The sequence below is a fragment of the Chitinophagaceae bacterium genome (assembly GCA_016713085.1).
In the GTDB taxonomy this organism is placed as follows: Bacteria; Bacteroidota; Bacteroidia; order Chitinophagales; family Chitinophagaceae; genus Lacibacter.
This window is the reverse complement of the sequence record JADJPV010000001.1, coordinates 133,372-154,408: the sequence shown is the minus strand read 5'-3', so window position 1 is coordinate 154,408 and position 21,037 is coordinate 133,372. Positions and strand designations below refer to the sequence as shown.

General features: G+C 38.4%; 20 protein-coding genes and 1 pseudogene. 14 read left to right on the top strand and 7 right to left on the bottom strand.

The genetic code is table 11. The annotated features are described in order from the left end of the window. Positions 1-71 precede the first annotated feature (71 nt). Positions 72-1,067, top strand: coding sequence for a glycosyltransferase family 9 protein (locus tag IPK31_00765; GenBank protein MBK8086620.1), 996 nt, complete (start codon positions 72-74; stop codon positions 1,065-1,067). A gap of 10 nt (positions 1,068-1,077) precedes the next feature. Here IPK31_00765 and IPK31_00760 read toward each other — a convergent pair whose 3' ends face one another. Together IPK31_00760 and mdh are read right to left on the bottom strand one after the other, a co-directional pair. Next, positions 1,078-1,659: a hypothetical protein gene (locus IPK31_00760; protein MBK8086619.1), complete on the bottom strand. Its 582-nt coding sequence runs from the start codon at positions 1,657-1,659 to the stop codon at positions 1,078-1,080. A 253-nt stretch (positions 1,660-1,912) separates the two neighbouring features. Then, positions 1,913-2,842, bottom strand: coding sequence for a malate dehydrogenase (gene mdh / locus IPK31_00755; protein ID MBK8086618.1), 930 nt, complete (start codon positions 2,840-2,842; stop codon positions 1,913-1,915). 109 nt (positions 2,843-2,951) lie between these two features. Here mdh and IPK31_00750 point away from each other — a divergent pair, with 109 nt between their 5' ends. The 4 genes from IPK31_00750 to IPK31_00735 all read left to right on the top strand — a co-directional run bounded on the left by IPK31_00750 (position 2,952) and on the right by IPK31_00735 (position 6,070). Next, a complete protein-coding gene (locus IPK31_00750; protein MBK8086617.1) occupies positions 2,952-3,467 on the top strand; it encodes an SRPBCC family protein in 516 nt (171 codons plus the stop codon). A 140-nt stretch (positions 3,468-3,607) separates the two neighbouring features. Then, positions 3,608-3,967, top strand: coding sequence for a BlaI/MecI/CopY family transcriptional regulator (locus tag IPK31_00745; GenBank protein MBK8086616.1), 360 nt, complete (start codon positions 3,608-3,610; stop codon positions 3,965-3,967). 52 nt (positions 3,968-4,019) lie between these two features. Further along, on the top strand, positions 4,020-5,441 hold the full coding sequence (locus IPK31_00740; protein ID MBK8086615.1) for a M56 family metallopeptidase: 1,422 nt from the start codon (positions 4,020-4,022) through the stop codon (positions 5,439-5,441). Next, on the top strand, positions 5,393-6,070 hold the full coding sequence (locus tag IPK31_00735; protein ID MBK8086614.1) for a TonB-dependent receptor plug domain-containing protein: 678 nt from the start codon (positions 5,393-5,395) through the stop codon (positions 6,068-6,070). The genes IPK31_00740 and IPK31_00735 overlap by 49 nt, the downstream gene beginning before the upstream one ends. 59 nt (positions 6,071-6,129) lie before the next feature. Here IPK31_00735 and IPK31_00730 read toward each other — a convergent pair whose 3' ends face one another. Continuing rightward, on the bottom strand, positions 6,130-6,633 hold the full coding sequence (locus tag IPK31_00730; GenBank protein MBK8086613.1) for a redoxin domain-containing protein: 504 nt from the start codon (positions 6,631-6,633) through the stop codon (positions 6,130-6,132). Between the two features lie 246 nt (positions 6,634-6,879). Between IPK31_00730 and efp the strand changes: the two genes are divergently transcribed. The 5 genes from efp to IPK31_00705 all read left to right on the top strand — a co-directional run bounded on the left by efp (position 6,880) and on the right by IPK31_00705 (position 10,468). Further along, complete coding sequence (efp, locus tag IPK31_00725) at positions 6,880-7,446, top strand: elongation factor P (protein ID MBK8086612.1); 567 nt, start codon at positions 6,880-6,882, stop codon at positions 7,444-7,446. A gap of 183 nt (positions 7,447-7,629) precedes the next feature. Further along, positions 7,630-8,103 carry an acetyl-CoA carboxylase biotin carboxyl carrier protein gene (accB, locus tag IPK31_00720; protein MBK8086611.1) on the top strand — a complete coding sequence of 158 codons (474 nt, stop codon included), beginning with the start codon at positions 7,630-7,632 and terminating at the stop codon, positions 8,101-8,103. A 76-nt stretch (positions 8,104-8,179) separates the two neighbouring features. Continuing rightward, positions 8,180-8,572: a four helix bundle protein gene (locus IPK31_00715; GenBank protein ID MBK8086610.1), complete on the top strand. Its 393-nt coding sequence runs from the start codon at positions 8,180-8,182 to the stop codon at positions 8,570-8,572. Positions 8,573-8,630: 58 nt separating this feature from the next. Beyond that, entirely contained in the window at positions 8,631-9,968 is a 1,338-nt protein-coding gene (accC, locus tag IPK31_00710; GenBank protein MBK8086609.1) for an acetyl-CoA carboxylase biotin carboxylase subunit, read from the top strand. Between the two features lie 110 nt (positions 9,969-10,078). After that, complete coding sequence (locus IPK31_00705) at positions 10,079-10,468, top strand: hypothetical protein (protein MBK8086608.1); 390 nt, start codon at positions 10,079-10,081, stop codon at positions 10,466-10,468. Between the two features lie 107 nt (positions 10,469-10,575). On the opposite strand, the pseudogene IPK31_00700 reads toward IPK31_00705, so the two are convergent. After that, a pseudogene (locus IPK31_00700) lies at positions 10,576-12,768 on the bottom strand (glutamine synthetase III). 164 nt (positions 12,769-12,932) lie between these two features. Next, positions 12,933-14,183 (bottom strand): hypothetical protein, encoded by a 1,251-nt coding sequence (locus IPK31_00695; GenBank protein ID MBK8086607.1) that lies wholly within the window; start codon positions 14,181-14,183, stop codon positions 12,933-12,935. 174 nt (positions 14,184-14,357) lie between these two features. Between IPK31_00695 and purL the strand changes: the two genes are divergently transcribed. From purL to proC, 3 genes are all read left to right on the top strand, one after another. Then, entirely contained in the window at positions 14,358-16,592 is a 2,235-nt protein-coding gene (purL, locus tag IPK31_00690) for a phosphoribosylformylglycinamidine synthase subunit PurL (protein ID MBK8086606.1), read from the top strand. 54 nt (positions 16,593-16,646) lie between these two features. After that, a complete protein-coding gene (gene rfaD / locus IPK31_00685; protein ID MBK8086605.1) occupies positions 16,647-17,717 on the top strand; it encodes an ADP-glyceromanno-heptose 6-epimerase in 1,071 nt (356 codons plus the stop codon). Positions 17,718-17,794: 77 nt separating this feature from the next. After that, on the top strand, positions 17,795-18,583 hold the full coding sequence (gene proC / locus IPK31_00680) for a pyrroline-5-carboxylate reductase (protein ID MBK8086604.1): 789 nt from the start codon (positions 17,795-17,797) through the stop codon (positions 18,581-18,583). Between the two features lie 32 nt (positions 18,584-18,615). On the opposite strand, the gene IPK31_00675 is transcribed toward proC, so the two are convergent. Then, positions 18,616-19,233, bottom strand: coding sequence for a hypothetical protein (locus IPK31_00675; protein ID MBK8086603.1), 618 nt, complete (start codon positions 19,231-19,233; stop codon positions 18,616-18,618). A 50-nt stretch (positions 19,234-19,283) separates the two neighbouring features. Continuing rightward, entirely contained in the window at positions 19,284-19,724 is a 441-nt protein-coding gene (locus IPK31_00670; protein ID MBK8086602.1) for a hypothetical protein, read from the bottom strand. Between the two features lie 71 nt (positions 19,725-19,795). Between IPK31_00670 and IPK31_00665 the strand changes: the two genes are divergently transcribed. After that, complete coding sequence (locus IPK31_00665; protein ID MBK8086601.1) at positions 19,796-20,908, top strand: porin; 1,113 nt, start codon at positions 19,796-19,798, stop codon at positions 20,906-20,908. The last annotated feature ends 129 nt before the right edge of the window (positions 20,909-21,037 follow it).

The window sequence follows — 21,037 nt, the reverse complement described above, 5'->3', positions numbered from 1 at the left end:
GTAGTTCATGGTTGATAGTTGATAGAGAACACAGCCATGAACCATGATCTATCAACCATGAACTTTATACTATGAAATTTCTCATCATCCGTTTTTCATCTATTGGTGATATTGTACTCACAACACCCGTTATCCGTTGTTTGAAGCAGCAGGTTCCTGATGCTGAAATTCATTATCTCACCAAGTTCAGTTTTCATAAAGTCATTGCATCTAATCCATATATTAATAAGTTTTATTATCTGCAGGATAATCTTGATCTGCTGATGCATGAACTGAAAGAAGAGAACTATGATTACATCATTGATCTGCATCATAACCTGCGTACACTGAAGATTAAAAAAGAACTGAAAGTAAAAGCCTTCTCCTTCAATAAACTGAATATTCAAAAGTGGTTACTTACAAATCTTAAGATCAACCGCATGCCTGCAATTCATATTGTTGACCGTTATCTTGAAACTGTAAAATCTTTTTCAGTAACAAACGACGGAAAGGGTCTGGATTATTTTATTCCGAAAGAAGAAGAGATTCAGCAAAAGGATTTGCCACAGGCTCATTCACTGGGTTATGTCGGCATTGTGATTGGTGCGGCACATGCAACAAAAAAATTACCTGTACATAAATTAAAAGAACTGTGTACGGTGCTCGATCATCCCATTGTATTACTTGGTGGATCTGAAGACAGGGCAATTGGAGATGAAATTGCAACTGTTGACAACATTAAAATATACAATGCCTGTGGTAAGTTTTCAATTAATGAAAGTGCTGATCTTGTTCGCAAAGCTAAACTCATTGTTACACATGATACTGGACTGATGCACATAGCTGCTGCTTTCAAAAAACCAATCATCAGTGTGTGGGGAAATACAGTACCTGTATTTGGGATGACTCCTTATTATGGGAACAACCCTGTTCCTGCTTCGCAATTTGAAATTACTGATCTGGGTTGCAGACCCTGTTCAAAAATTGGTCATGATAAATGCCCCAAAAAACATTTTAAATGCATGGAACAACAGGATGTAAATAAAATTGCTGCGCTGGCGCAGCAATGGGCAAAACAATTAAGATAATAATGAAATATTATTTCACATGAGCTCCTGTCCAGTTTCCCTCTTTGTCAAATACATTATAACCGGTATTTGAATCAGAACAGAGATAGTTACCCGTACACTCACCGCTTTTTTCAAAATGATTATACGTTCCTTCGGGAGTGAGTATATAGTAGCAGGTCCATTCGCCCTTAATATCAAAACAGATTAACACATCTTTCATTGGTTTTGTGATATAGCCAATCAGGTTGTCTTTCTCATCATATAAATACAAACCTCTCCAGGAAGCATTTTTTGGATTGAGGTTCTTATACATCATTGGGTTCAATAACTGATTGCTCAAAGGGTTGAGTTCAGGGTTTGTTTTGGGATTGATCCTTTTGTTTTCAGCAGGATTAATTGCCTTATTATATGAAGGATTGATGTTCCAGTTTGTTTTTGGATTGATGCCTGGATTATGCTCCGGGCTGATATTCCTGTTATGAACCGGGCTGAGGCTTAAGTCAACTTTTGGATTATGCAGGGTTGCAGGCTCCTGTGCCATTGCAGTAACAGCAAAAAAACTGAATCCAAAAAACAGCACTCCAATAGAAAAAGATTTTTTCAAATACATAATAAAGCTTTAATAATAAAAACTGAGTTTAGGCTTCAGAGGAATTGGTGGTTCTTTAGCAGACTACCCTGGAGGATTTTGTCTTACAAATGAGGTTTATCTTATGTGGGATATTAAAGATAATGTAATTACAGAACAAGGGTAAAAATATCAATTTTTATCGCAAACTGCAATAGCTGCTGTAAATTTCAATGCAGCAGTAATAAAAAAGCCGTTTCAAAACTGAAACGGCTTTCATTTATCAGGTTTTGTATTATAAAGTCTTCAATACATCATTCATGCCTCTAACAGCATCTGCGCTTTTGTTAAAGGTAGCCTGCTCATCTTCAGAAAGCTTGAGATCGACGATTTTTTCCCATCCTGTTTTACCGATAACTACCGGAACGCCAAGGCAAATATCTTTTTGATTGTATTCACCTTCAAGCATTACGCTGCAGGTGCGGAGTTTCTTTTCATCTCTCAAAATTGATTCAACTAATTTGGCAACTGCAGCACCCGGTGCATACCATGCAGATGTACCTAAAAGACCGGTAAGTGTAGCACCACCAACCATGGTATCTTTTACAATTTTATCCTGTTGCTCCTGGGTTAAGAAATCAGTTACAGGAACACTGTTCCATGAAGCGTGACGGATCAGCGGAATCATAGTAGTATCGCCATGACCACCAATTACAACACCACTCAAATCTGAAGGGCTGCAATGCAGATGCTGGCTGATCTGGTATTTGAAACGGCTGCTGTCGAGTGTACCACCCATACCAATGATCCTGTTTTTGGGTAAGCCTGTAGACTTAAGCGCATGGTATGTCATTGTATCCATCGGGTTACTTACAATAACAATAATCGCATCAGGTGAAAATGTAAGAACCTGTTCGCATACATTTTTTACAATGCCTGCATTCACACCAATCAGTTCTTCACGGGTCATTCCCGGCTTTCTTGGTAAGCCTGAAGTAATTACAACCACATCACTGCCGGCTGTTTTTGAATAGTCATTTGTGCTGCCGGTGATCTTGGTATCAAAACCGAGAAGTGTAGCAGTCTGCATCATATCCTGTGCTTTACCTTCTGCAACACCTTCCTTGATATCAAGTAAAACCACTTCAGAACACAATTCTTTACGGGCAATATTCTCAGCACAGGTTGCTCCTACGGCACCGGCACCTACAACAGTTACTTTCATGAAAAAAGATTTATTAAGTGAATAAAATTTTTCGAAGCGCAAAGGTATTGGACGGGAGGCACAATCACAAAAGATCGATTCATTATCTTTATCAGCAAAACCAACAACCATGATCATTCTTTATGTCATTCTCGGCATCATTGCCTTTGTATTGCTGGTTGCAGCAATATTGCCGGGTAAGTATCTCATAGAAAAAACAGTCATTATTCAGCGCCCTGCTGCTGAAATTTATAATAAAGTGGCCAACCTTAATTATTACAAAGAATGGAATCCCTGGCAAAAGCAGGATCCCGATGCTCTGTCAACCATCAGTGGTGAACCTGGGCATATCGGACATAAGTATCACTGGAATGGAAAAAAAGTGGGCGAAGGGCATTTAACAATTCGCTCAACTGCACCCGGCAAGGCTGTGAATTTTGATCTGCAATTTATAAAGCCATGGAAAGCCCAGGCAATGGACGCATGGGATTTTACAGAAACAACAGATGGTACCCGAACGGTTTGGCGCAATACAGGCGATCTGCCTTTTCCTATGGCCCGGCTGATGGGGCCTTACCTGAACAAGCAACTCAATAAACAGTTTGAAGAGGGTTTGCAAAGCCTGAAAGAAGTATGTGAGAAATGATTTTTTCCCAAGCATAATTTACTGCCCCGTCCTATCGCCGGGGTTTTCCTTTGCCACAATAACAATCTGCTAACAAACAAAAATTAAAATAAATTTGGACTATTACGATATTTTCGTAGATTTACGAAAAATTCGTAGACATGTTAGAGAAGCTCACACAACAGGAAGAAGAAGCGATGCAGGCTGTTTGGCGAAATGGTGAAGGCAATGTAAAAGCCTTTTTAGATAACCTGGATATAGATATTCCTTACACAACACTTGCATCAACCGTTAAGAATCTTGAAAAGAAGGGATTTCTTTCCAGCAGGCTGGTGGGTAATGCCTATTTATATAAGCCGGCCATCACTGAAGAAGAGTACAAAAAGAAATTCATGAATGGCTTTGTAAAGGAGTATTTCGAAAACTCTTATAAGGAGCTGGTGAATTTTTTTGTGGAGCAAAAGAAATTATCGCCTGAAGAATTGAAAGAAATAGTGGAGATGATTGAAGGGAAGAAGTGATTGAAAATGCAGTCATTTCCAAATTAACAAATCACCAAATTATCAAATCAGCATGCCTTTTATTATAGACTATCTTTTAAAAGTTTCCATTGCACTTGCAGTTGTGTTTTTATTTTATCAGCTGGTTTTGCGCCGTTTAACTTTTTATAACTGGAACAGGTGGTACCTGGCGGGGTACAGTCTGTTGTGCTTTTTTATACCATTCATGAACATTACTGATTTCCTGTTCAGACATGAATTACAGCAAAACAATTTTGTTCAGATCATTCCGTCTTTACAGCAGATTCAGCTTGTACAACAACAGGAAGCTTTCTGGAATGCAGGAACAATCATGCTTGCAATATTCACCGGTGGTGTTTTAATCATGGGTATTCGTGTATTGCTGCAGTTGATATCATTGAAGCGGATTAAAGCAAAAGCCACCCTGCTCAATAGCGGTGAAGTGAAGCTGTACCATATCAATGAATCAATTGTTCCCTTTTCTTTTCATGATGCTATTTATATCAATAAAGAGCTGCATACAGAAGTCGAACTGAAGGAAATTATCCGCCATGAGTTTGTGCATGTAAAGCAAAAGCACAGTCTTGATATATTGCTGGCTGAACTTTTATGTATTGTATTATGGTTTAATCCCATTGCCTGGTTGCTGCGTAAAGCCATCCGTCAAAACCTTGAATTTATTGCTGATCATAAAGTACTGGAAGATGGGCTTGATAAAAAACAATACCAGTACCTGCTGCTGAAAGTAGTTGGTAACAGCCAGTTCAGCATTACACCAAAATTTAATTTCTCATCTTTAAAAAATCGTATTGCCATGATGAACAAAATGAAATCTGCACGGGTGCAGATAATCCGATTCTTATTTGTGCTGCCGTTGATAGCGGTGTTATTACTTGCATTCAGGGAAGTGAAACTGCAGGAACGGAAGCAGGAGTTTTTGCAACCAACAGCTATATTAACTGATACTGTTCCGGCAGATAATATCAGTTCTGTTGATGTAACAAAAAGTAATGGAAAGAATAATGTAAGGATTGTGATGAAAGATGGGACTGTTGAAAATTATAACCTGAATGATGCAGATCAAAAGAACGCCTTTGAGAAAAAATATGGTAAAATACTTCAGCCACCTCCACCTCCGGCTCAGGGAACAACAGCTGCTAATAAAGACATTCAAACTGTTGATATAATGAAGGAAAATGGTAAAGAGATTATCCGGATCAGGTTAAAAAATGGCACAGTTGAAACCTATGATCTGAATGATCCTAAGCAAAAAGAAACACTGGAGAAAAAGTACGGCACTACAATTACCACTCCTCCGCCACCACCTCCTACGGTAGAAACACTGGCAGTTATCAGTCCGGCAAAGGAACAGCTTACTCCAAATGAAAAAGGCTATTATCTCACAATTGCAGATAATAATGGCGAATGTGTTGTTATTGTAAAAGACAAAAAGAAAAAATTATTGAAGCGTTAACGCTTACCGACTGGAATAAGAAGGAAACATTTTATAAGAATAAGTATGGTGGAATTCCACCGCCACCACCGCCAACTGCACCATCAACAGTTTCAGTAGTTGCTCCTGTTTCAATTGTAACAACTGTTTCTCCGTTCAGTAAGCTTACTGGTACAGTAGTTCCTACTGTTTCAGTTACAGGTGTAAACTCAAATGTAGCTGTGGTTTCTGAAGTAAACACATTGTCGCCTGTTACAACAACTGCTCATGTAGCACCGGTATCAGTTGAATCAAAACTAACTGTTGCAACTTCTCCAGTTGAAGGGAAAAAAGAAGTAACCGTAGTTGGGTATAGGACAAAATCTGCACTTGCACCTGTTTCTGTGGAAGGCTATTCACAAACAATAACGACTTCTGAAGGTACTTCAACTAAAAACGCAAAACTTAGTATTGGGTTTGGCGATGGTGTAAACGCTGAAAATATTTTATACTTCGTTGATGGAAAAGAAACCAGCTATGCAGATGTAGGAAAAATTAATCCTGAAAGTATTGAAAGTATAAATGTGTTAAAAGGGAATGATGCAACAAAAGCTTACGGTGAAAAAGGAAAAAATGGTGTGATTATCATCAAAACAAAAAGTAAACAGTAAAAAGCAATCTTCAGATTTATGATAAAGTAAATGTTGAACCTGACAAATAACAAAAGAAACTAATCAGTTACCAGTTTAATCAGCTCTTCTGTTTTTGCGCCACCGTCGTAAAAATTAAGAAGAGCTCTTTTTTTATTATAAACAGCTATTCCAGGTAAGTAATGGTTCTTGTAATACTTTGAAAAGAAAAACAACACATCCTGGCCCATAATGATGTTGGGATATTTTGCAACCTGCAATTCATCATAAAACTGTTTCATCTTCTCAAAGGGAAGAGAAGTTGCCATCACAATCTGGGTTCCTTTAAACTGATCAATATGTTTAATCAGCTCTTCTATCTGAATTTGGCAATGCTCACATTCGGGACTGAAATTGATAATAATCGTATGCTTATTTTTTGAAAGATTGTCTGTATAAAAATTGGTCTTACCATCGGGTAGAAGTATTTTAAAATCGGGCAGTAACAGGTTCTGCAGATGCGCAGGAATCGAATCAACTGTCGATAAGGCCAGAACAGGTGCAGCTGCAATACAGAGCGAAAGAAAAAGGACATATTTCTTCATGCCGGCAATTTACAATCAAACACTGAAATGAAAAGCCAAAAACTGATTCAATAAGGCTGAAATTTAATTCCATTGAAACAGATTCTTAAAGTGCCCTGTTGGGGAAAGCTTTGGCGTACAAGTGAGTGACACAACAATTGCCGTAACAAAGACCCGGAGCCGGTTCCATAAATGTCCTGCTTCAATTTGCCATCAGAGTCAGTTACCTTATATTTGCAGCCTCAAATTAAAATTTCAACAGGTTTTATGGCAAATACATCTGACATCACAAGGGGTATGATTATTAAGGTTGACGGCAGCTTATACAAAATTGTAGAGTTTGGCGAAAACAAAACGGCACGTGCAGCAGCGAAAGTGTGGGCAAAGCTCAAAGGTGTTGATAATAACCGTTCAGTTGAGGCAACCTGGAACAGTGGTGAAACCATTTACCCCATTCGTGTAGAACGTAAGGAGTTTCAGTTTTTATACAAAGACGATACAGGGTATAATTTCATGAATAATGAAACTTTTGAGCAGATTGTTGTGCAGGAAAACCTGATTGATGCACCACAGTTTTTAAAGGATGGCGGTGAAGTTTCTATCCTTATCAATACAGAAACTGATTTGCCAATGACGGTTGAATTGCCCGATAAAATTGTAATGCTGGTTACCTACAGCGAGCCGGGCATGAAAGGCGATACCGCTACCCGTACATTAAAAGCTGCTACCATTGAAACTGGCGCAACTGTTATGGTTCCTTTATTTGTGAATGAAGGCGAATTAATCCGCATCAACACAAAAACAGGGGATTATGTAGAAAGAGTAAAAGAGTAATTTTTTTAAAATATCAAAAAGGGGCATTTTCATCAAAATGCCCCTTTTTTCATTCAAAATGCCTTGTTTTCGAGCAAAAACGCCTTGATTTCGACTGATTTTTTAAGAAAATCGGGAATTCTGGATTGTAATTCCCTACCTTAGCCGCCCGTTAATATTGTTCAATTTAAAAACCTCACGAACATGGATTTCAAACAAATTCAGGAGTTGATTAAAATGGTCAACAAATCCAACCTCAGTGAACTCACCATCGAAGAAAAGGATTTCAAGGTTACTATAAAACAGAAAGAAGAAGTAATTCAGCAAACAGTTTATACAGGCCAGGTTCAGGCTTCTGCCCCGGCATCGGCTCTGCAACCGGCACCCTCTCCTTCAGCAGCAACACCTGCTCCCAAACAAGCCGACGATACAAGTAAATATATTACCATTAAGAGCCCGATGATTGGTACGTTCTACCGCAAACCATCTCCGGATAAACCTTTGTTTGTTGAAGTAGGTGATGAGGTAACTCCCGGAAAAGTAGTTTGTATTATTGAAGCAATGAAGCTGTTCAATGAAATTGAAAGTGAAGTAAAAGGAAAGATCGTTAAAATCCTTGTGGAAGATCAGTCGCCTGTAGAATACGATCAGCCTTTATATCTGGTAGATCCGAGTTAAGTTCAATTAGCTAATTGGTTAATTTGCTGATTAGCTGATGTAAAGACAATACTCTGTTACTTATCATTTTTCTGTTATGCAAAAAGAGTTCATCGAGAGTAACCCAATATTGAAGTTAACAATTGAGTTTGCAAAGTTCATTCTTGATTATTGTGATACACTGGATGAAATAAAGAAATACACACTCAGTAAACAGCTTTTGAGATCCGGAACATCTATAGGAGCAAATTGTATGGAAGCTCAGAATGCAGAAAGTAAGGCTGACTTTATACATAAAATAAAAATTGCAGCAAAAGAAGCCGATGAGACGCAGTATTGGTTGATTCTTTGCAATTATGGGAATGGTTATCCTGAGACGTCAAATTTGGAATTGAAGCTAACTGAAATACAGAAAGTATTGAATAAGATACTGGGTACTGCTAAACGAAAACATCCTTTTAGTTATATTTTGAGTTTTTTTATTTTTTAATCGCTGTTGTATTAATTAGCATATTAGCACATCCGCACATTAACTAATTCTTCATCCCATGTTTAAAAAGATATTGATTGCCAACAGAGGTGAAATTGCTTTACGCATTATTCGAACCTGTCGTGAAATGGGTATTAAAACAGTAGCTGTTTATTCAACTGCCGACAGAGAGAGTATGCATGTGAAATTTGCAGACGAAGCTGTTTGTATTGGTAAACCTGCCAGTGCTGAATCTTATCTCAATGTTCCCAATATAATTGCTGCTGCTGAAATAACCAATGCCGATGCTATTCATCCCGGCTACGGTTTCTTAGCAGAAAATGCACGCTTTGCTGAAATATGCGGACAGAATGGAATTAAGTTTATTGGCCCGACTCCGGATCAGATCCGTGCAATGGGTGATAAAATTACAGCCAAAGAAACCATGATCAATGCAGGTGTACCTGTAGTGCCCGGTGGAAAAGGTTTACTGGAAAGCGTGGATGATGCCAAAGCAACTGCAAAAGAAATTGGCTACCCTGTAATTTTAAAAGCAACTGCAGGTGGCGGTGGAAAAGGAATGCGTGTTGTTTGGAATGAAGAAGAACTGGAACGCAATTACGATATGGCGAAGAATGAAGCAGGTGCTTCGTTTAAGAATGATGGTATTTACATGGAGAAATTTGTGGAAGAGCCACGCCATATTGAAATACAGATAGCAGGTGATCGCTTTGGAACGGTTTGTCATTTAAGTGAAAGAGACTGTTCTATTCAGCGCCGTCATCAAAAACTGGTTGAGGAATCACCTTCACCGTTCATGACTGCTGATTTACGCAAAGCAATGGGAGATGCTGCAATTAAAGCTGCTTCTGCTATTGGATATGAAAGTGTGGGCACCATTGAATTTTTGGTTGACAAACACCGCAATTTCTATTTCATGGAAATGAATACACGTATCCAGGTAGAGCATTGCGTAACCGAAGAGGTTACCAACTTTGATTTGATCAAAGAACAGATATTAATTGCAGCAGGAGAGAAGATCAGCGGCGAAAATTATGAACCGCAGATGCATGCGATTGAATGCCGCATTAATGCAGAAGATCCTTATAATGATTTCCGTCCATCGCCTGGTAAGATTACAACGCTTCATCAACCCGGCGGTCATGGTATACGTATTGACTCACATGTATATGCAGGTTATGTGATTCCTCCTTACTACGATTCAATGATTGCAAAAATTATTTCTGTTGCAAGAACAAGAGAAGAAGCAATCAATACAATGAGCCGTGCATTAAGTGAATATATTATTGAAGGTGTGAAGACAACTATTCCGTTCCACCAGCAACTGATGAAGGATGAAAGTTTCCGTAAAGGAAATTTCACCACGAAATTTTTGGAATCGTTTACAATGAAGTGATAAATTCTAAAGTATATCTGGAAGCCGCTCATTGAGCGGCTTTTTTTTTGATAGGTTTGTAATTCAACTTCCATAGTTTTACAGAAAGCAATACAATCCATAGGTAAAAGATGAAAAATAAATTGATAGTTATTGGTTTTGTATTATTAATGGGATGCAATAACTCCAAATCAATAAATAATATTGGGGATTACCAAACCTTAGCGAAGGGAATTAAAGAGGGAGATTTGAATTCGTATAGTAAGATGAAAATTCTTTGCTTAGATTATAAACCAACTGAGATTATTAAATGGGCAAAGTTTGCTGCTGACTCGATTAATTATAAACCGGCTAATTTAGATGTTTTTGAAGCTTATCTTGATTCGTATTATATTTTTGAAGATACCATTGACTTGAAAGTTTTCAGTGATGTAGATCGGAAGGATGTTCTAATATATTATCAAAAGGCAAAATTTAATAAGGTACAAGGAGTTGAAAAGTATTTTCTAATAAGCAAGTAAGAATTTCCTTCACTGAAGAAAGACTTGCCCTGAAAATATGACTTGCTTTAAATAAAAAAAGCCTCATACAAAGAGTATGAGGCTTTGCAGTAAATCAGAACGTTTTATTAACGTAAGAACAGTAATTCTCTGTATTTAGGTAGGTACCAGCTTGCATCATCAACAAGGAGTTCAAGCTTATCAACATGATAGCGGATCTCATCGAAGAATTTGCCTTTCACATCATCGCAGTAAGCAATCGCTTTTGATCTTGAATCAGCAATGTTGTTAGCCTTTTTACGTGCTTCAATCATTTGTTCAACCAGGTCACTTACTTTATTGATATGAATTGAGATTTTTTCCAAAATCTGTTTTTGATTGGCATAAGATGAAGTATCAATACCAATATCAATCAAACCTTTAATGTTGCTGATAAGAATATTCTGATACCTGATTGCTGCAGGTAAGATATGACTTGTACAAAGTTCACCCATGATACGTCCTTCGATCTGTACTTTCTTAATGTAGTTTTCGAGTTCAATTTCATGACGTGCTTCCAGTTCAGCATGTGTAAATACGCCTGTATTTTCGAATAACTCTTTTGATTTTTTGGTAATCATTGCATCAAGAGCCAATGGAGTTGTTTTCACATTCGGCAATCCACGCTTTTCAGCTTCTTTTGCCCATGCTTCACTGTAACCATCACCTTCAAACAATACTTTTTTGCTTTCTGCAACATAACGCTGTAACACATGCATGATGGCGATTTCTTTCTTATCACCTTTCTCAATTAAACCATCCACTTCAGTTTTAAACTGAACAAGTGTTTCAGCCATGATTGCATTTAATACAGTCATTGCATTTGAACAGTTTGCACTTGAACCAACTGCACGGAACTCAAATTTGTTTCCTGTAAATGCAAATGGCGAAGTACGGTTACGGTCGGTATTATCAAGTAACAGTTCAGGAATGCTCTTGTGTAAATCTAATTTTAAGATCGCTTCATCCTGTTCGTCGAACTTATCAGTTACTCTTTTTTCAACTGCTTCCAGTACTTCAAAAAGATATTTACCAACGAAAACAGAAATGATTGCAGGAGGAGCTTCGTTAGCACCCAAACGGTGATCGTTACCTGCACTTGCAATAGACGCTCTTAAAATATCAGCGTACTGATCAACTGCACGTACCACATTCGTAAAGAATGTAAGGAACATGAGATTGGTCTTTGGTGTTTTACCGGGAGCTAAAAGATTAACACCTGTATCGGTAGCCAAACTCCAGTTATTATGCTTGCCACTGCCGTTACTGCCGGCAAATGGTTTTTCGTGTAACAGTACTCTTAATTTATGACGGCGTGCTACACGATCCATCACATCCATCAATAATGAGTTATGATCAATTGCTACGGCAACTTCTTCAAAAATAGGCGCACACTCAAACTGGGCAGGCGCTACTTCATTATGACGTGTGCGTAAAGGAATACCTAATTTATATCCTTCATTTTCAAAGTCACGCATGAAAGCGTACACTCTTTCAGGAATAGATCCGAAATAATGATCTTCTAACTGCTGACCTTTTGCAGGAGCATGACCAAATACTGTACGTCCGCTTAATACTAAGTCAGGACGGGCATTAAATAATGCTTCATCAACAACAAAGTATTCCTGTTCCCAACCGAGAGTAGGAGTTACTTTGGTTACGTTTTTATCGAAGTAGTGACAAACATCAAGTGCTGCTTTGTTTACTGCTTCCAGTGCTTTAAAACAGGTCCTTTATAATCGAGAAGTTCACCGGTATAAGAAACAAATACAGTGGGAATGCAAAGTGTTTTACCATTTCCAATTTCCATGATGAATGCAGGAGAAGAAGGATCCCATGCAGTATAACCACGGGCTTCGAAAGTTGCACGCAAACCACCACTTGGAAAAGAAGATGCATCAGGTTCCTGCTGGATCAACGCTGCGCCATCAAATTCTTCAATAGCAGTACCATCACTTTTTAATGTAAAGAAAGAATCATGCTTTTCTGCAGTAGTTCCTGTTAATGGTTGAAACCAGTGTGTGTAATGTGTTACACCTTTTGATTCAGCCCACTGACGAACACCACTGGCAATCTGGCTTGCCATGCTGCGATCAATTCTTTTACCTCCTTTAACGGAAGCTAACAGGCTTTTATATGCTTCATCACTTAAAAATTCACGGGCAAATTTTTAATGTGAAAACATTTTCACCAAAAATGGCTGTAATTTTTGTCGGGCCGGCAACATCAGGAGATTGCTGGTTCTTTAAATTGTCAATTGCTTTAAATCGTAAGGATTGCATGTAAGAATTGTTTAAGGAGCAAATGAACGAAAAAAAGTCCAAAAATTTGGTGACATCCTTTAAAAATTACTGTGAAAACGATTGCAAATGCAAAATTTGTGGAAAAGTTTGCCTTTGAATAACGGTTTTGAACAACCGTTAGCGTAAAAACAAAAACATGTATTTTATTTTAATACGTTTTTCTTCCAGTCGATGGTAGCAATAATCGGAACCAGGATAAAGGGAAAGAAAATAGCACGGTAACGAACAATTGCCCCTAATTGAGGAACAATATAACCGGTAAGTAAAAGCAATACGATTGAAACAAGGAATAAAAACTGAACAACTGAATGTTTATATGGATTGTCTGTATAACGGAAGAACCAGATGGATACAAGCAACCATATGAAAAGAATTTCTAATGCACTCATTAAATAAAGTGGGTTCACAAACTCTGTTACATAAGGACGAACCAATGCATGATTCAATGCCTGTGGTGCATTTTTGATAAAACCAATAAACGTTGGTTCCAGCTTTCGTTGCGGTAAGAATGAATTGCCGCCTAACTTGATGAAATCGTTATTCCTTAAAACAATGGAGATGGGAAGATCAAGTTTGGGATGAATGAATTTTGCGCCAAAGAAAACACTGCTGCATATTATTGTAACAAGCAAAAAAGCAACCCATTTCCGTTTGAAATATTTTTCAGCCAGCCACCATGCAAAGAAACCCGGTACAGCTGCCAGTACAACATGATTTCGCACAGGAAAAATAAGAGCGATCAGTAAGAAAATATAGAAAGCATTTTTCAAACCAAATCTTTTTTCCTTCAGAGCAAAATACATGATAAATACCGCCAGTGATAACAACGTAAATACCAGCCCATCCTTATGAATACCCGATGACCAGAACAGGAAAGAAGGAAACAGAAATGTACTGCAGGTAATCAATTTTAACCTGTTGGGAAATACATCATTCATTACTCTTACCACTGCAATGGGGCCAAAGAATGTAATGAAAGAATAAAAAATAACATTGACGTAATAACGGGAACCGGAAAACAAATTAAACAGTGAAACAATCTTCACCATATATATATGCTTCAAATCGTTCCAGTAAGAATTTACGCTTGAAAATAGATGCCTGTACTCTTTTCCGTATGGATTATCAACTATGCTGCTGAAGTATAGCTGAGGGTGATTCAATAAGAGTTGGGTGTCCTGCTTTCCCTGGAAAAAGAATTTCCAGGTATCTGCTGAGTTCTCATAGTTGGGAATAGTGGTGAAAAACCATCCGTATGCCACGCCTGCAGCAACTTTCAACAAAAATAAACCGGTAAGCCATTTGGAATTTAAACCCGATTTCTGGAAAAAGGGAATCCTGGTAATTAACCAGCAAAAGAATAAGAGGTATATAGCAAACAGGAGATAGGTCATGTGATATTCAGCAAATTAAATTATTTCTTTCCATAGAATCAACCATTCTCCTGATTGTTTTTTCCAGTTGGGTGAATCTGAACAGAATCTTTATAACAAGTGGTGGATATGTAGCCTCATTCTTTTCATGCGGGTTTCATTTGTCATTTGTACTTTTGCGCTTTCTTATAAATCATGGATATAACAGTTAAAACCGCACAGCAGCTTCGTCTTACAGAAGAAGAATTTGAACTTATTAAACAGAAACTCGGACGTACACCCAACTTCAATGAACTCTGCGCCTTCAGTGGAATGTGGAGTGAACATTGCAGTTATAAGAACTCCATCAAGTGGCTGAAAACATTGCCCCGTGATGGCGGACGGATGTTAGTAAAAGCAGGAGATGAGAACGCCGGGTTGATGGATATTGGCGATGATTTGGGTGTGGTGTTTAAAATTGAAAGTCATAATCACCCTTCAGCAATTGAACCTTTCCAGGGCGCCGCAACAGGTGTGGGTGGTATTCACCGTGATATATTTACAATGGGTGCAAGACCCATTGCATCTCTCAATTCACTTCGCTTTGGTAATCTGAAAGAAGCCAAAACGCAGCACCTGCTGGGTGGAATTGTACATGGTATTGGTCATTACGGCAACTGTTTTGGTGTACCAACAGTTGGTGGTGAAATTTATTTCGAGAATTGTTATCATACAAATCCACTCGTGAATGCCATGAGTGTGGGTATAGTAAAAGCAGGTGAAACAGTTTCTGCAACTGCTGCAGGCATTGGTAACCCTGTGTTCTTTGTTGGCAGCGCCACCGGTAAAGATGGTATTGGTGGTGTAAGTTTTGCCAGTGCTGATATTACTGCTGACAGTGCTGAAGATTTACCTGCTGTACAGGTAGGCGATCCGTTCCAGGAAAAGAAATTACTGGAAGCCTGTTTAGAAGTGATTCAAACAGGTGCGGTTGTTGGTATGCAGGATATGGGTGCAGCCGGAATCATTTGTTCAACTGCAGAGATGAGTGCAAAAGGTGAAGTAGGTATGCGGATTGATCTGGATAAAGTTCCTACACGTCAGCAAAACATGAAAACATGGGAACTGTTACTGAGCGAAAGCCAGGAACGTATGCTGATGGTAGTTGAAAAAGGAAAAGAACAATTAGTGCTGGATGTTTTTGAAAAATGGGATCTACCATGCTCTGATATTGGTGAAGTAACCGGCGATGGAATGTTGCGTTTTTATATGCATGGTGAACTGGAAGCAGAATTACCGGCGTATGAATTGGTATTGGGCGGTGGCGCACCACAATACACCAGAGAATATGCAGAGCCTGCTTATTTTGAAAAGATCAAAGCATTTGATGCAGATAAAATTGAAGTACCTGCCGATTTAAAAGCAGTTGCTGAGCAAATAATACAAATACCAAACATTGCCAGCAAAAGAACTGTGTATCATCAGTACGACAGTATGGTGGGCACAGGCAATACAAGTACCAATGCACCAACTGATGCGGCCGTAGTACATGTAAAAGGAACAACAAAAGGATTAGCCGTTACAACAGATTGTAACAGCCGTTATGTATTTGCTGATCCTTACAAAGGAGCAATGATTGCTGTAAGTGAAGCCGCAAGAAATATTGTATGCAGTGGTGGTTTACCATTGGGCGTTACCAACTGTTTAAACTTTGGTAATCCTTACGATCCGCAGGTGTATTATCAATTCGTTCATGCCATTAAAGGAATGGGTGAAGCCTGTATTAAATTTGAAACTCCGGTTACAGGTGGTAATGTAAGTTTCTATAATCAGAGTCCTGATGGTGCGGTTTATCCAACTCCAACGATTGGTATGGTGGGATTGCTGGAAAACATCAATGATAAAATGACGCTTGATTTTAAAACAGAAGGTGATCTGATCTTTTTGATTGGTCAGTCAACCAATGATATTAATTCAAGTGAATATTTACATAAAGTTCATGGAGTAGAGTTCAGCCCGATTCCTCATTTTGATCTGGAAGAGGAATTTGTTTTACAACAGAAGATTGCTGAACTCATCACTAAGAAATTAATTGTATCTGCACATGATATCAGTGAAGGCGGATTGTTTACCACTTTACTTGAAGCGTCGTTCAATAATAGTTTAGGTTTTGATGTGGTGGCTGCCGACAGCAATATCCGTAAAGATGCCTATTGGTTTGGCGAAGGACAAAGCCGTGTAGTTGTAACTGTGAAGAATGAACAGGTTGCTGCATTTAAACAGGTACTTGGTAATCACCCATATGCTGAAATTGGATTTGTAACCAACAGAAGTATTGAAGTAGATGGTATGGAGTGGGGAACAGTTTCTGACTGGCAGGAAAAATATGATACAGCAATTGAAAACTTACTGGCAGGTCATGAAAGTGAGCATGCGCTTATTTCCTTATAAACCCCAAACCCCTAAAGGGGCTTTTGAAACAGTATAACTTTTTCTATCTCTGTAATGAATAAAACTCAAAATAGCGGAGAGTTACAAGTTCCCCCTTTAGGGGGCGGAGGGGGCTTTGTTATTGTTACCGGTGCTGCAGGATTCATCGGCAGCTGCATGGTTCAATATTTAAATGAATTAGGTTATACCAATTTGATTCTTGTTGATGAATTTAACCGTGATGATAAAGCGCCCAATTTAGAAAGCAAACAATTCACAGTTAAAGTAGAAAGAGAAGAGCTGTTTAACTGGCTCTCGCAAAATAAACCCATTGTTGATTTTGTGATTCATCTGGGTGCAAGAACAGATACTACTGAATTTAATTATGCCATTCATCAGCATCTCAACGTAGAATATTCTCAGAAGATCTGGAACTATTGTACAATCAACAATGTGCCGTTGGTCTATGCTTCATCAGCTGCAACCTATGGTGATGGTGCTTTGGGTTATAAAGATGATCATGCGTTGTGTTTTGATCTGAAGCCACTGAATCCTTACGGTATTTCTAAAAACGAATTTGATAAATGGGTACTGCACCAGGAAGATCATCCGCCATTCTGGGCAGGCTTGAAATTCTTCAATGTGTATGGTCCGAATGAATATCATAAAGGAAGAATGGCCAGTGTCATTTTTCATTCCTTCAACCAGATTCAGCAAAATGGATTAGTGAAATTATTCCGTTCGCATAAAGAAGGATTTAAAGATGGTGAACAGCTGCGGGATTTTGTGTATGTAAAAGATGTGGTAAATGTGATTGGATGGATGATGGAGGAAGTCAGTCGAAAGTCGTCAGTAGTGAGTCGTGAGTCAGAGGCTTCGAAACTATCATCTGCCATTTATAATTTAGGCACAGGTAAAGCAAGAAGCTTTCACGACCTCGTAGCAGCAACATTTCATGCACTGGGCCTGGAAACAAAGATTGAATTTATTGATATGCCCGAAGATATCAGGGATAAATACCAGTATTTTACAGAAGCTGATATGACCAAACTCAAAGAGGCTGGTTACAGTAATGCATTCAGTTCACTGGAAGATGGTGTAGGTGATTATGTGAAAAATTATCTCAGCGGGCATAAATATTATTAATAACAATAACCGCTGACGGGGTTAATTACTGCTAATTCCTTTACTCTCTTTAACTTTAATTCAGCAAACAATCAGTTATGAACAAAAAAATTGCCATCATCGGCGGAGGAAACCTTGGCGTAGCCATTGCAGAAGGATTGATCAAGAGTGAATTCGTATTGCCCGGTCATATCATTGTTACCAAAAGGAATATCAAAACAATTGCACATCTTGAAGAAAAAGGTGTGCTTGTAACAAGTGATAATAATGAAGCGGTTCGTTTTGCTGATCTTGTATTGCTGGCTGTAAAGCCATTCCAGATTGAAGAGGTGATTAAAGGAATTAAGGATGAACTGGATGCAAACAGGCATGTACTGGTGAGTGTGGTAACAGGTGTACTGATTGCCAATATGCAGAAATGGGTGGAAAAACAAATGCCTGTTGTACGTGCCATGCCGAATACAGCAATTGCCATACAGGAAAGTATGACCTGCATCTGTTCCAATAATGCAACTGGAGAACAGGTTGATTATATTACTGACATTTTCAACCAGCTGGGTAAGGTAGTTGTTATTGAAGAAAAGCTGATGGATGCATCAACTGTACTGGGAGCCTGTGGTATTGCCTTTGCACTCAGGTATATCCGTGCAAGCATCCAGGGAGGAATTGAAATTGGCTTTGATGCAAAAACAGCAACGCTTATTGCATCACAAACAGTGAATGGTGCAGCAGAATTGCTTCTTCAGAAAGGAACTCACCCTGAACAGGAGATTGATAAAGTAACCACACCTAAAGGTTGTACCATTGCCGGTTTAAATGAAATGGAACACAGCGGTTTCAGTTCTTCGCTGATTAAGGGGATTAAGACAAGTTTTGAAAGTATATAAATTGCTTCCGTCAATCAAAAAGCAGAAAAGTGTTAATAAAGTTTTCCTGTATCTAAGTCTAACTGAAGAGGCTTTAACTTAAGTGCAAACTTATTTTCCCGTAAAAACCATGGCTGCAAAGAAGGGCCCGAAGGGGGTGAAAATGGGTAAGTTGGAAATAGAATTACTAAAGCTGTTGCTGCCATTAGTTTACCCTCGTCAATTTCAATTTTTACGGAGTAATCCCTTGGGGCAATCGTAAAAAAGGCATTTTCATTTCGAACAAGCTGAAAGTAATTATTTTTTGATTGAATGAAAAAATTTGTTCCGTCACAAAACCCCCAGATTTTCCTGATTGGGACTTCTTCGTTTTTATCGTTTTTTACAATTAATATATTCCCAAGTTCCCTTTTTTGAATTTCGTATTCTTTGATTGAAGGTTTGTTGGTTTTAAATTCCTGGAATGTGAGATAAATTCCTTTATTGTATTCATCTGAAACAAGAATAGGCAGAAGTTGCTGTTGCTGTGAAAAAGAATCAATTTCATTCCATGTTCTTTTTAAACCTGAATTCATTCGTTGTGCCAGATTAAGCAAAGACAACTTTTCCAGTGATTCTTTAATAACTGACTCTATCATTTCAGATTCATGAGATTCATTCAGGCTCTTCATTTTGGCAATTGTATCATAACGCAAAACCGCAGTAAACTGATAGTCATGCTTTACATAAAATTCGAATCTTGCATAAATGCCCGGTAAATATTTTTTTTCATTTTTTTGCTTGGTTCGTAAAGTATATCATTTTCAATTGCGTTGCTGAACCAGAGCTTCCTGATTATCAGGATTAGTTCTATCTGCGAAGTATCCGTCAAATGCGTAATTTCTTTAGCGTAGAATTCTATTGCATTCCTGGCTCCGTTTTTAAATGTAATGATGGCAGGTTTACTGTTTAGATTAGCAAAGCCGGCTATCGATGTGTCATTTCTTCTGTCAAATACATAAATGTTTTTGAAAGGGAGCGAAATGTACTCCTTGCTTTTACCCGGGTTTAATTCAATTTCTTTTATATCAAATTTGCCGGGATTAAATAACTGTTTTTTTTTCTGGGAGAATGCAAATAATGTAATAGCGAGGAAGAAGATAGTCAGGGTAACGAGTTTCATATAAGTTATTTCACTTAGTAAAATTAATTAAAACAACAATGTCAGCATCTCTTTCGTAATTTTAAACTGAAATGAAACCGGTACTCCTATTTCATCTTTTCATAAGCTGTATCCTTTTAACGGCTTATTCTCAGGAAAGCAGAAATGACTCAATTTCTGTTCAGCTGTTTGCCGAAGCTTATGCCTCATCTGTTCCCAATCACCCAACTGACAAAACAAGGCCTGCTTTCTTTTATAACTATACAAAGGCGAATAATGCAGGAATCAATCTTGCTCTTGCAAAGATCCATTACTTATCCGGCCGCTTTCGCACCAATCTTGGGTTAATGGCTGGTGATTATGCAAAAGCCAATCTTGCAAAAGAAGAAAAATGGGCACGGTATATTTATGAAGCCAGCGCAGGGTACAAACTTTCAAATGAGTACAATGCATGGATTGATGCAGGTGTGCTTCCTTCACATATCGGTTTTGAGTCTGCAGTTGGGAAAGATAATTGGGTTGCCACAAGAAGCATCGTAGCCGATAATTCACCATATTATGAAACCGGTATACGGATCAGTGCCCGTCCAAATGAGCGATGGTACTTAGCTATGCTTACATTAACCGGATGGCAAACCATTAGTGTTCCAACCAACCAGCTGGGTTCACATTGGGGAATGCAAATCATGTTTTCTCCTTCATCCAAATGGACATTCAACAGCAGCAGCTTTATCGGTAAAGTTTATGCCGGCAGAAATCTCACACGTATTTATTCAAATCTATATACAACCTGCTCAATCACAGATAGGGCTGCTCTAACTCTTGGATGGGATATTGGTATGCAGGAAAACTTATCCAACAGCAGCCAAACAGATATGTGGAATGACCTGATAGGGCAATTCTGTTACCGGATAAAACCGGATAAATGGAGTGCAACGCTGCGCTATGAACGAATGATAGACAAAAACAACCTGCTTTTTTCATTACCGGGTAACAGTGATTACAAGTTTGATGTGAATCATGCATCAGTTAACCTCGACTGGCAGCCGGTAAAAAACCTTCTGCTCCGTGCAGAAGCAAATTATTTGCAATCGCCTTATGCCTTGTTTTTTAAAGGGGATCAACCGGTAACAAAGCAGTTCAGTGCCTTTTTTATTGCATCTTATAATCTTCAATTCAGCAGAAAAGGGGCAGAACCTAACTGAAAAAGCTTAACATCACCTGTTCCTGCAGTTTATTCTTTCCGCATATTTTCCACAGCAGTGCAGATGGGTTTTTTCAAATAAAAAATTCCACGTAGGTTTGCATGACCTCCACAGTTTTTTATTTCCATT

What these genes read in the sequence shown, in the direction of transcription:
- IPK31_00760 (MBK8086619.1), bottom strand. Translation starts at nt 1,659, where the DNA reads ATGTATTTGAAAAAATCTTTTTCTATTGGAGTGCTGTTTTTTGGATTC.
- IPK31_00705 (MBK8086608.1), top strand. Translation starts at nt 10,079, where the DNA reads ATGAAAAATAAATTGATAGTTATTGGTTTTGTATTATTAATGGGATGC.
- efp (MBK8086612.1), top strand. Translation starts at nt 6,880, where the DNA reads ATGGCAAATACATCTGACATCACAAGGGGTATGATTATTAAGGTTGAC.
- IPK31_00730 (MBK8086613.1), bottom strand. Translation starts at nt 6,633, where the DNA reads ATGAAGAAATATGTCCTTTTTCTTTCGCTCTGTATTGCAGCTGCACCT.
- IPK31_00740 (MBK8086615.1), top strand. Translation starts at nt 4,020, where the DNA reads ATGCCTTTTATTATAGACTATCTTTTAAAAGTTTCCATTGCACTTGCA.
- proC (MBK8086604.1), top strand. Translation starts at nt 17,795, where the DNA reads ATGAACAAAAAAATTGCCATCATCGGCGGAGGAAACCTTGGCGTAGCC.
- rfaD (MBK8086605.1), top strand. Translation starts at nt 16,647, where the DNA reads ATGAATAAAACTCAAAATAGCGGAGAGTTACAAGTTCCCCCTTTAGGG.
- purL (MBK8086606.1), top strand. Translation starts at nt 14,358, where the DNA reads ATGGATATAACAGTTAAAACCGCACAGCAGCTTCGTCTTACAGAAGAA.
- accC (MBK8086609.1), top strand. Translation starts at nt 8,631, where the DNA reads ATGTTTAAAAAGATATTGATTGCCAACAGAGGTGAAATTGCTTTACGC.
- IPK31_00715 (MBK8086610.1), top strand. Translation starts at nt 8,180, where the DNA reads ATGCAAAAAGAGTTCATCGAGAGTAACCCAATATTGAAGTTAACAATT.
- IPK31_00695 (MBK8086607.1), bottom strand. Translation starts at nt 14,183, where the DNA reads ATGACCTATCTCCTGTTTGCTATATACCTCTTATTCTTTTGCTGGTTA.
- mdh (MBK8086618.1), bottom strand. Translation starts at nt 2,842, where the DNA reads ATGAAAGTAACTGTTGTAGGTGCCGGTGCCGTAGGAGCAACCTGTGCT.
- accB (MBK8086611.1), top strand. Translation starts at nt 7,630, where the DNA reads ATGGATTTCAAACAAATTCAGGAGTTGATTAAAATGGTCAACAAATCC.
- IPK31_00735 (MBK8086614.1), top strand. Translation starts at nt 5,393, where the DNA reads ATGTGTTGTTATTGTAAAAGACAAAAAGAAAAAATTATTGAAGCGTTA.
- IPK31_00670 (MBK8086602.1), bottom strand. Translation starts at nt 19,724, where the DNA reads ATGAAACTCGTTACCCTGACTATCTTCTTCCTCGCTATTACATTATTT.
- IPK31_00765 (MBK8086620.1), top strand. Translation starts at nt 72, where the DNA reads ATGAAATTTCTCATCATCCGTTTTTCATCTATTGGTGATATTGTACTC.
- IPK31_00745 (MBK8086616.1), top strand. Translation starts at nt 3,608, where the DNA reads ATGTTAGAGAAGCTCACACAACAGGAAGAAGAAGCGATGCAGGCTGTT.
- IPK31_00665 (MBK8086601.1), top strand. Translation starts at nt 19,796, where the DNA reads ATGAAACCGGTACTCCTATTTCATCTTTTCATAAGCTGTATCCTTTTA.
- IPK31_00675 (MBK8086603.1), bottom strand. Translation starts at nt 19,233, where the DNA reads ATGAAGAGCCTGAATGAATCTCATGAATCTGAAATGATAGAGTCAGTT.
- IPK31_00750 (MBK8086617.1), top strand. Translation starts at nt 2,952, where the DNA reads ATGATCATTCTTTATGTCATTCTCGGCATCATTGCCTTTGTATTGCTG.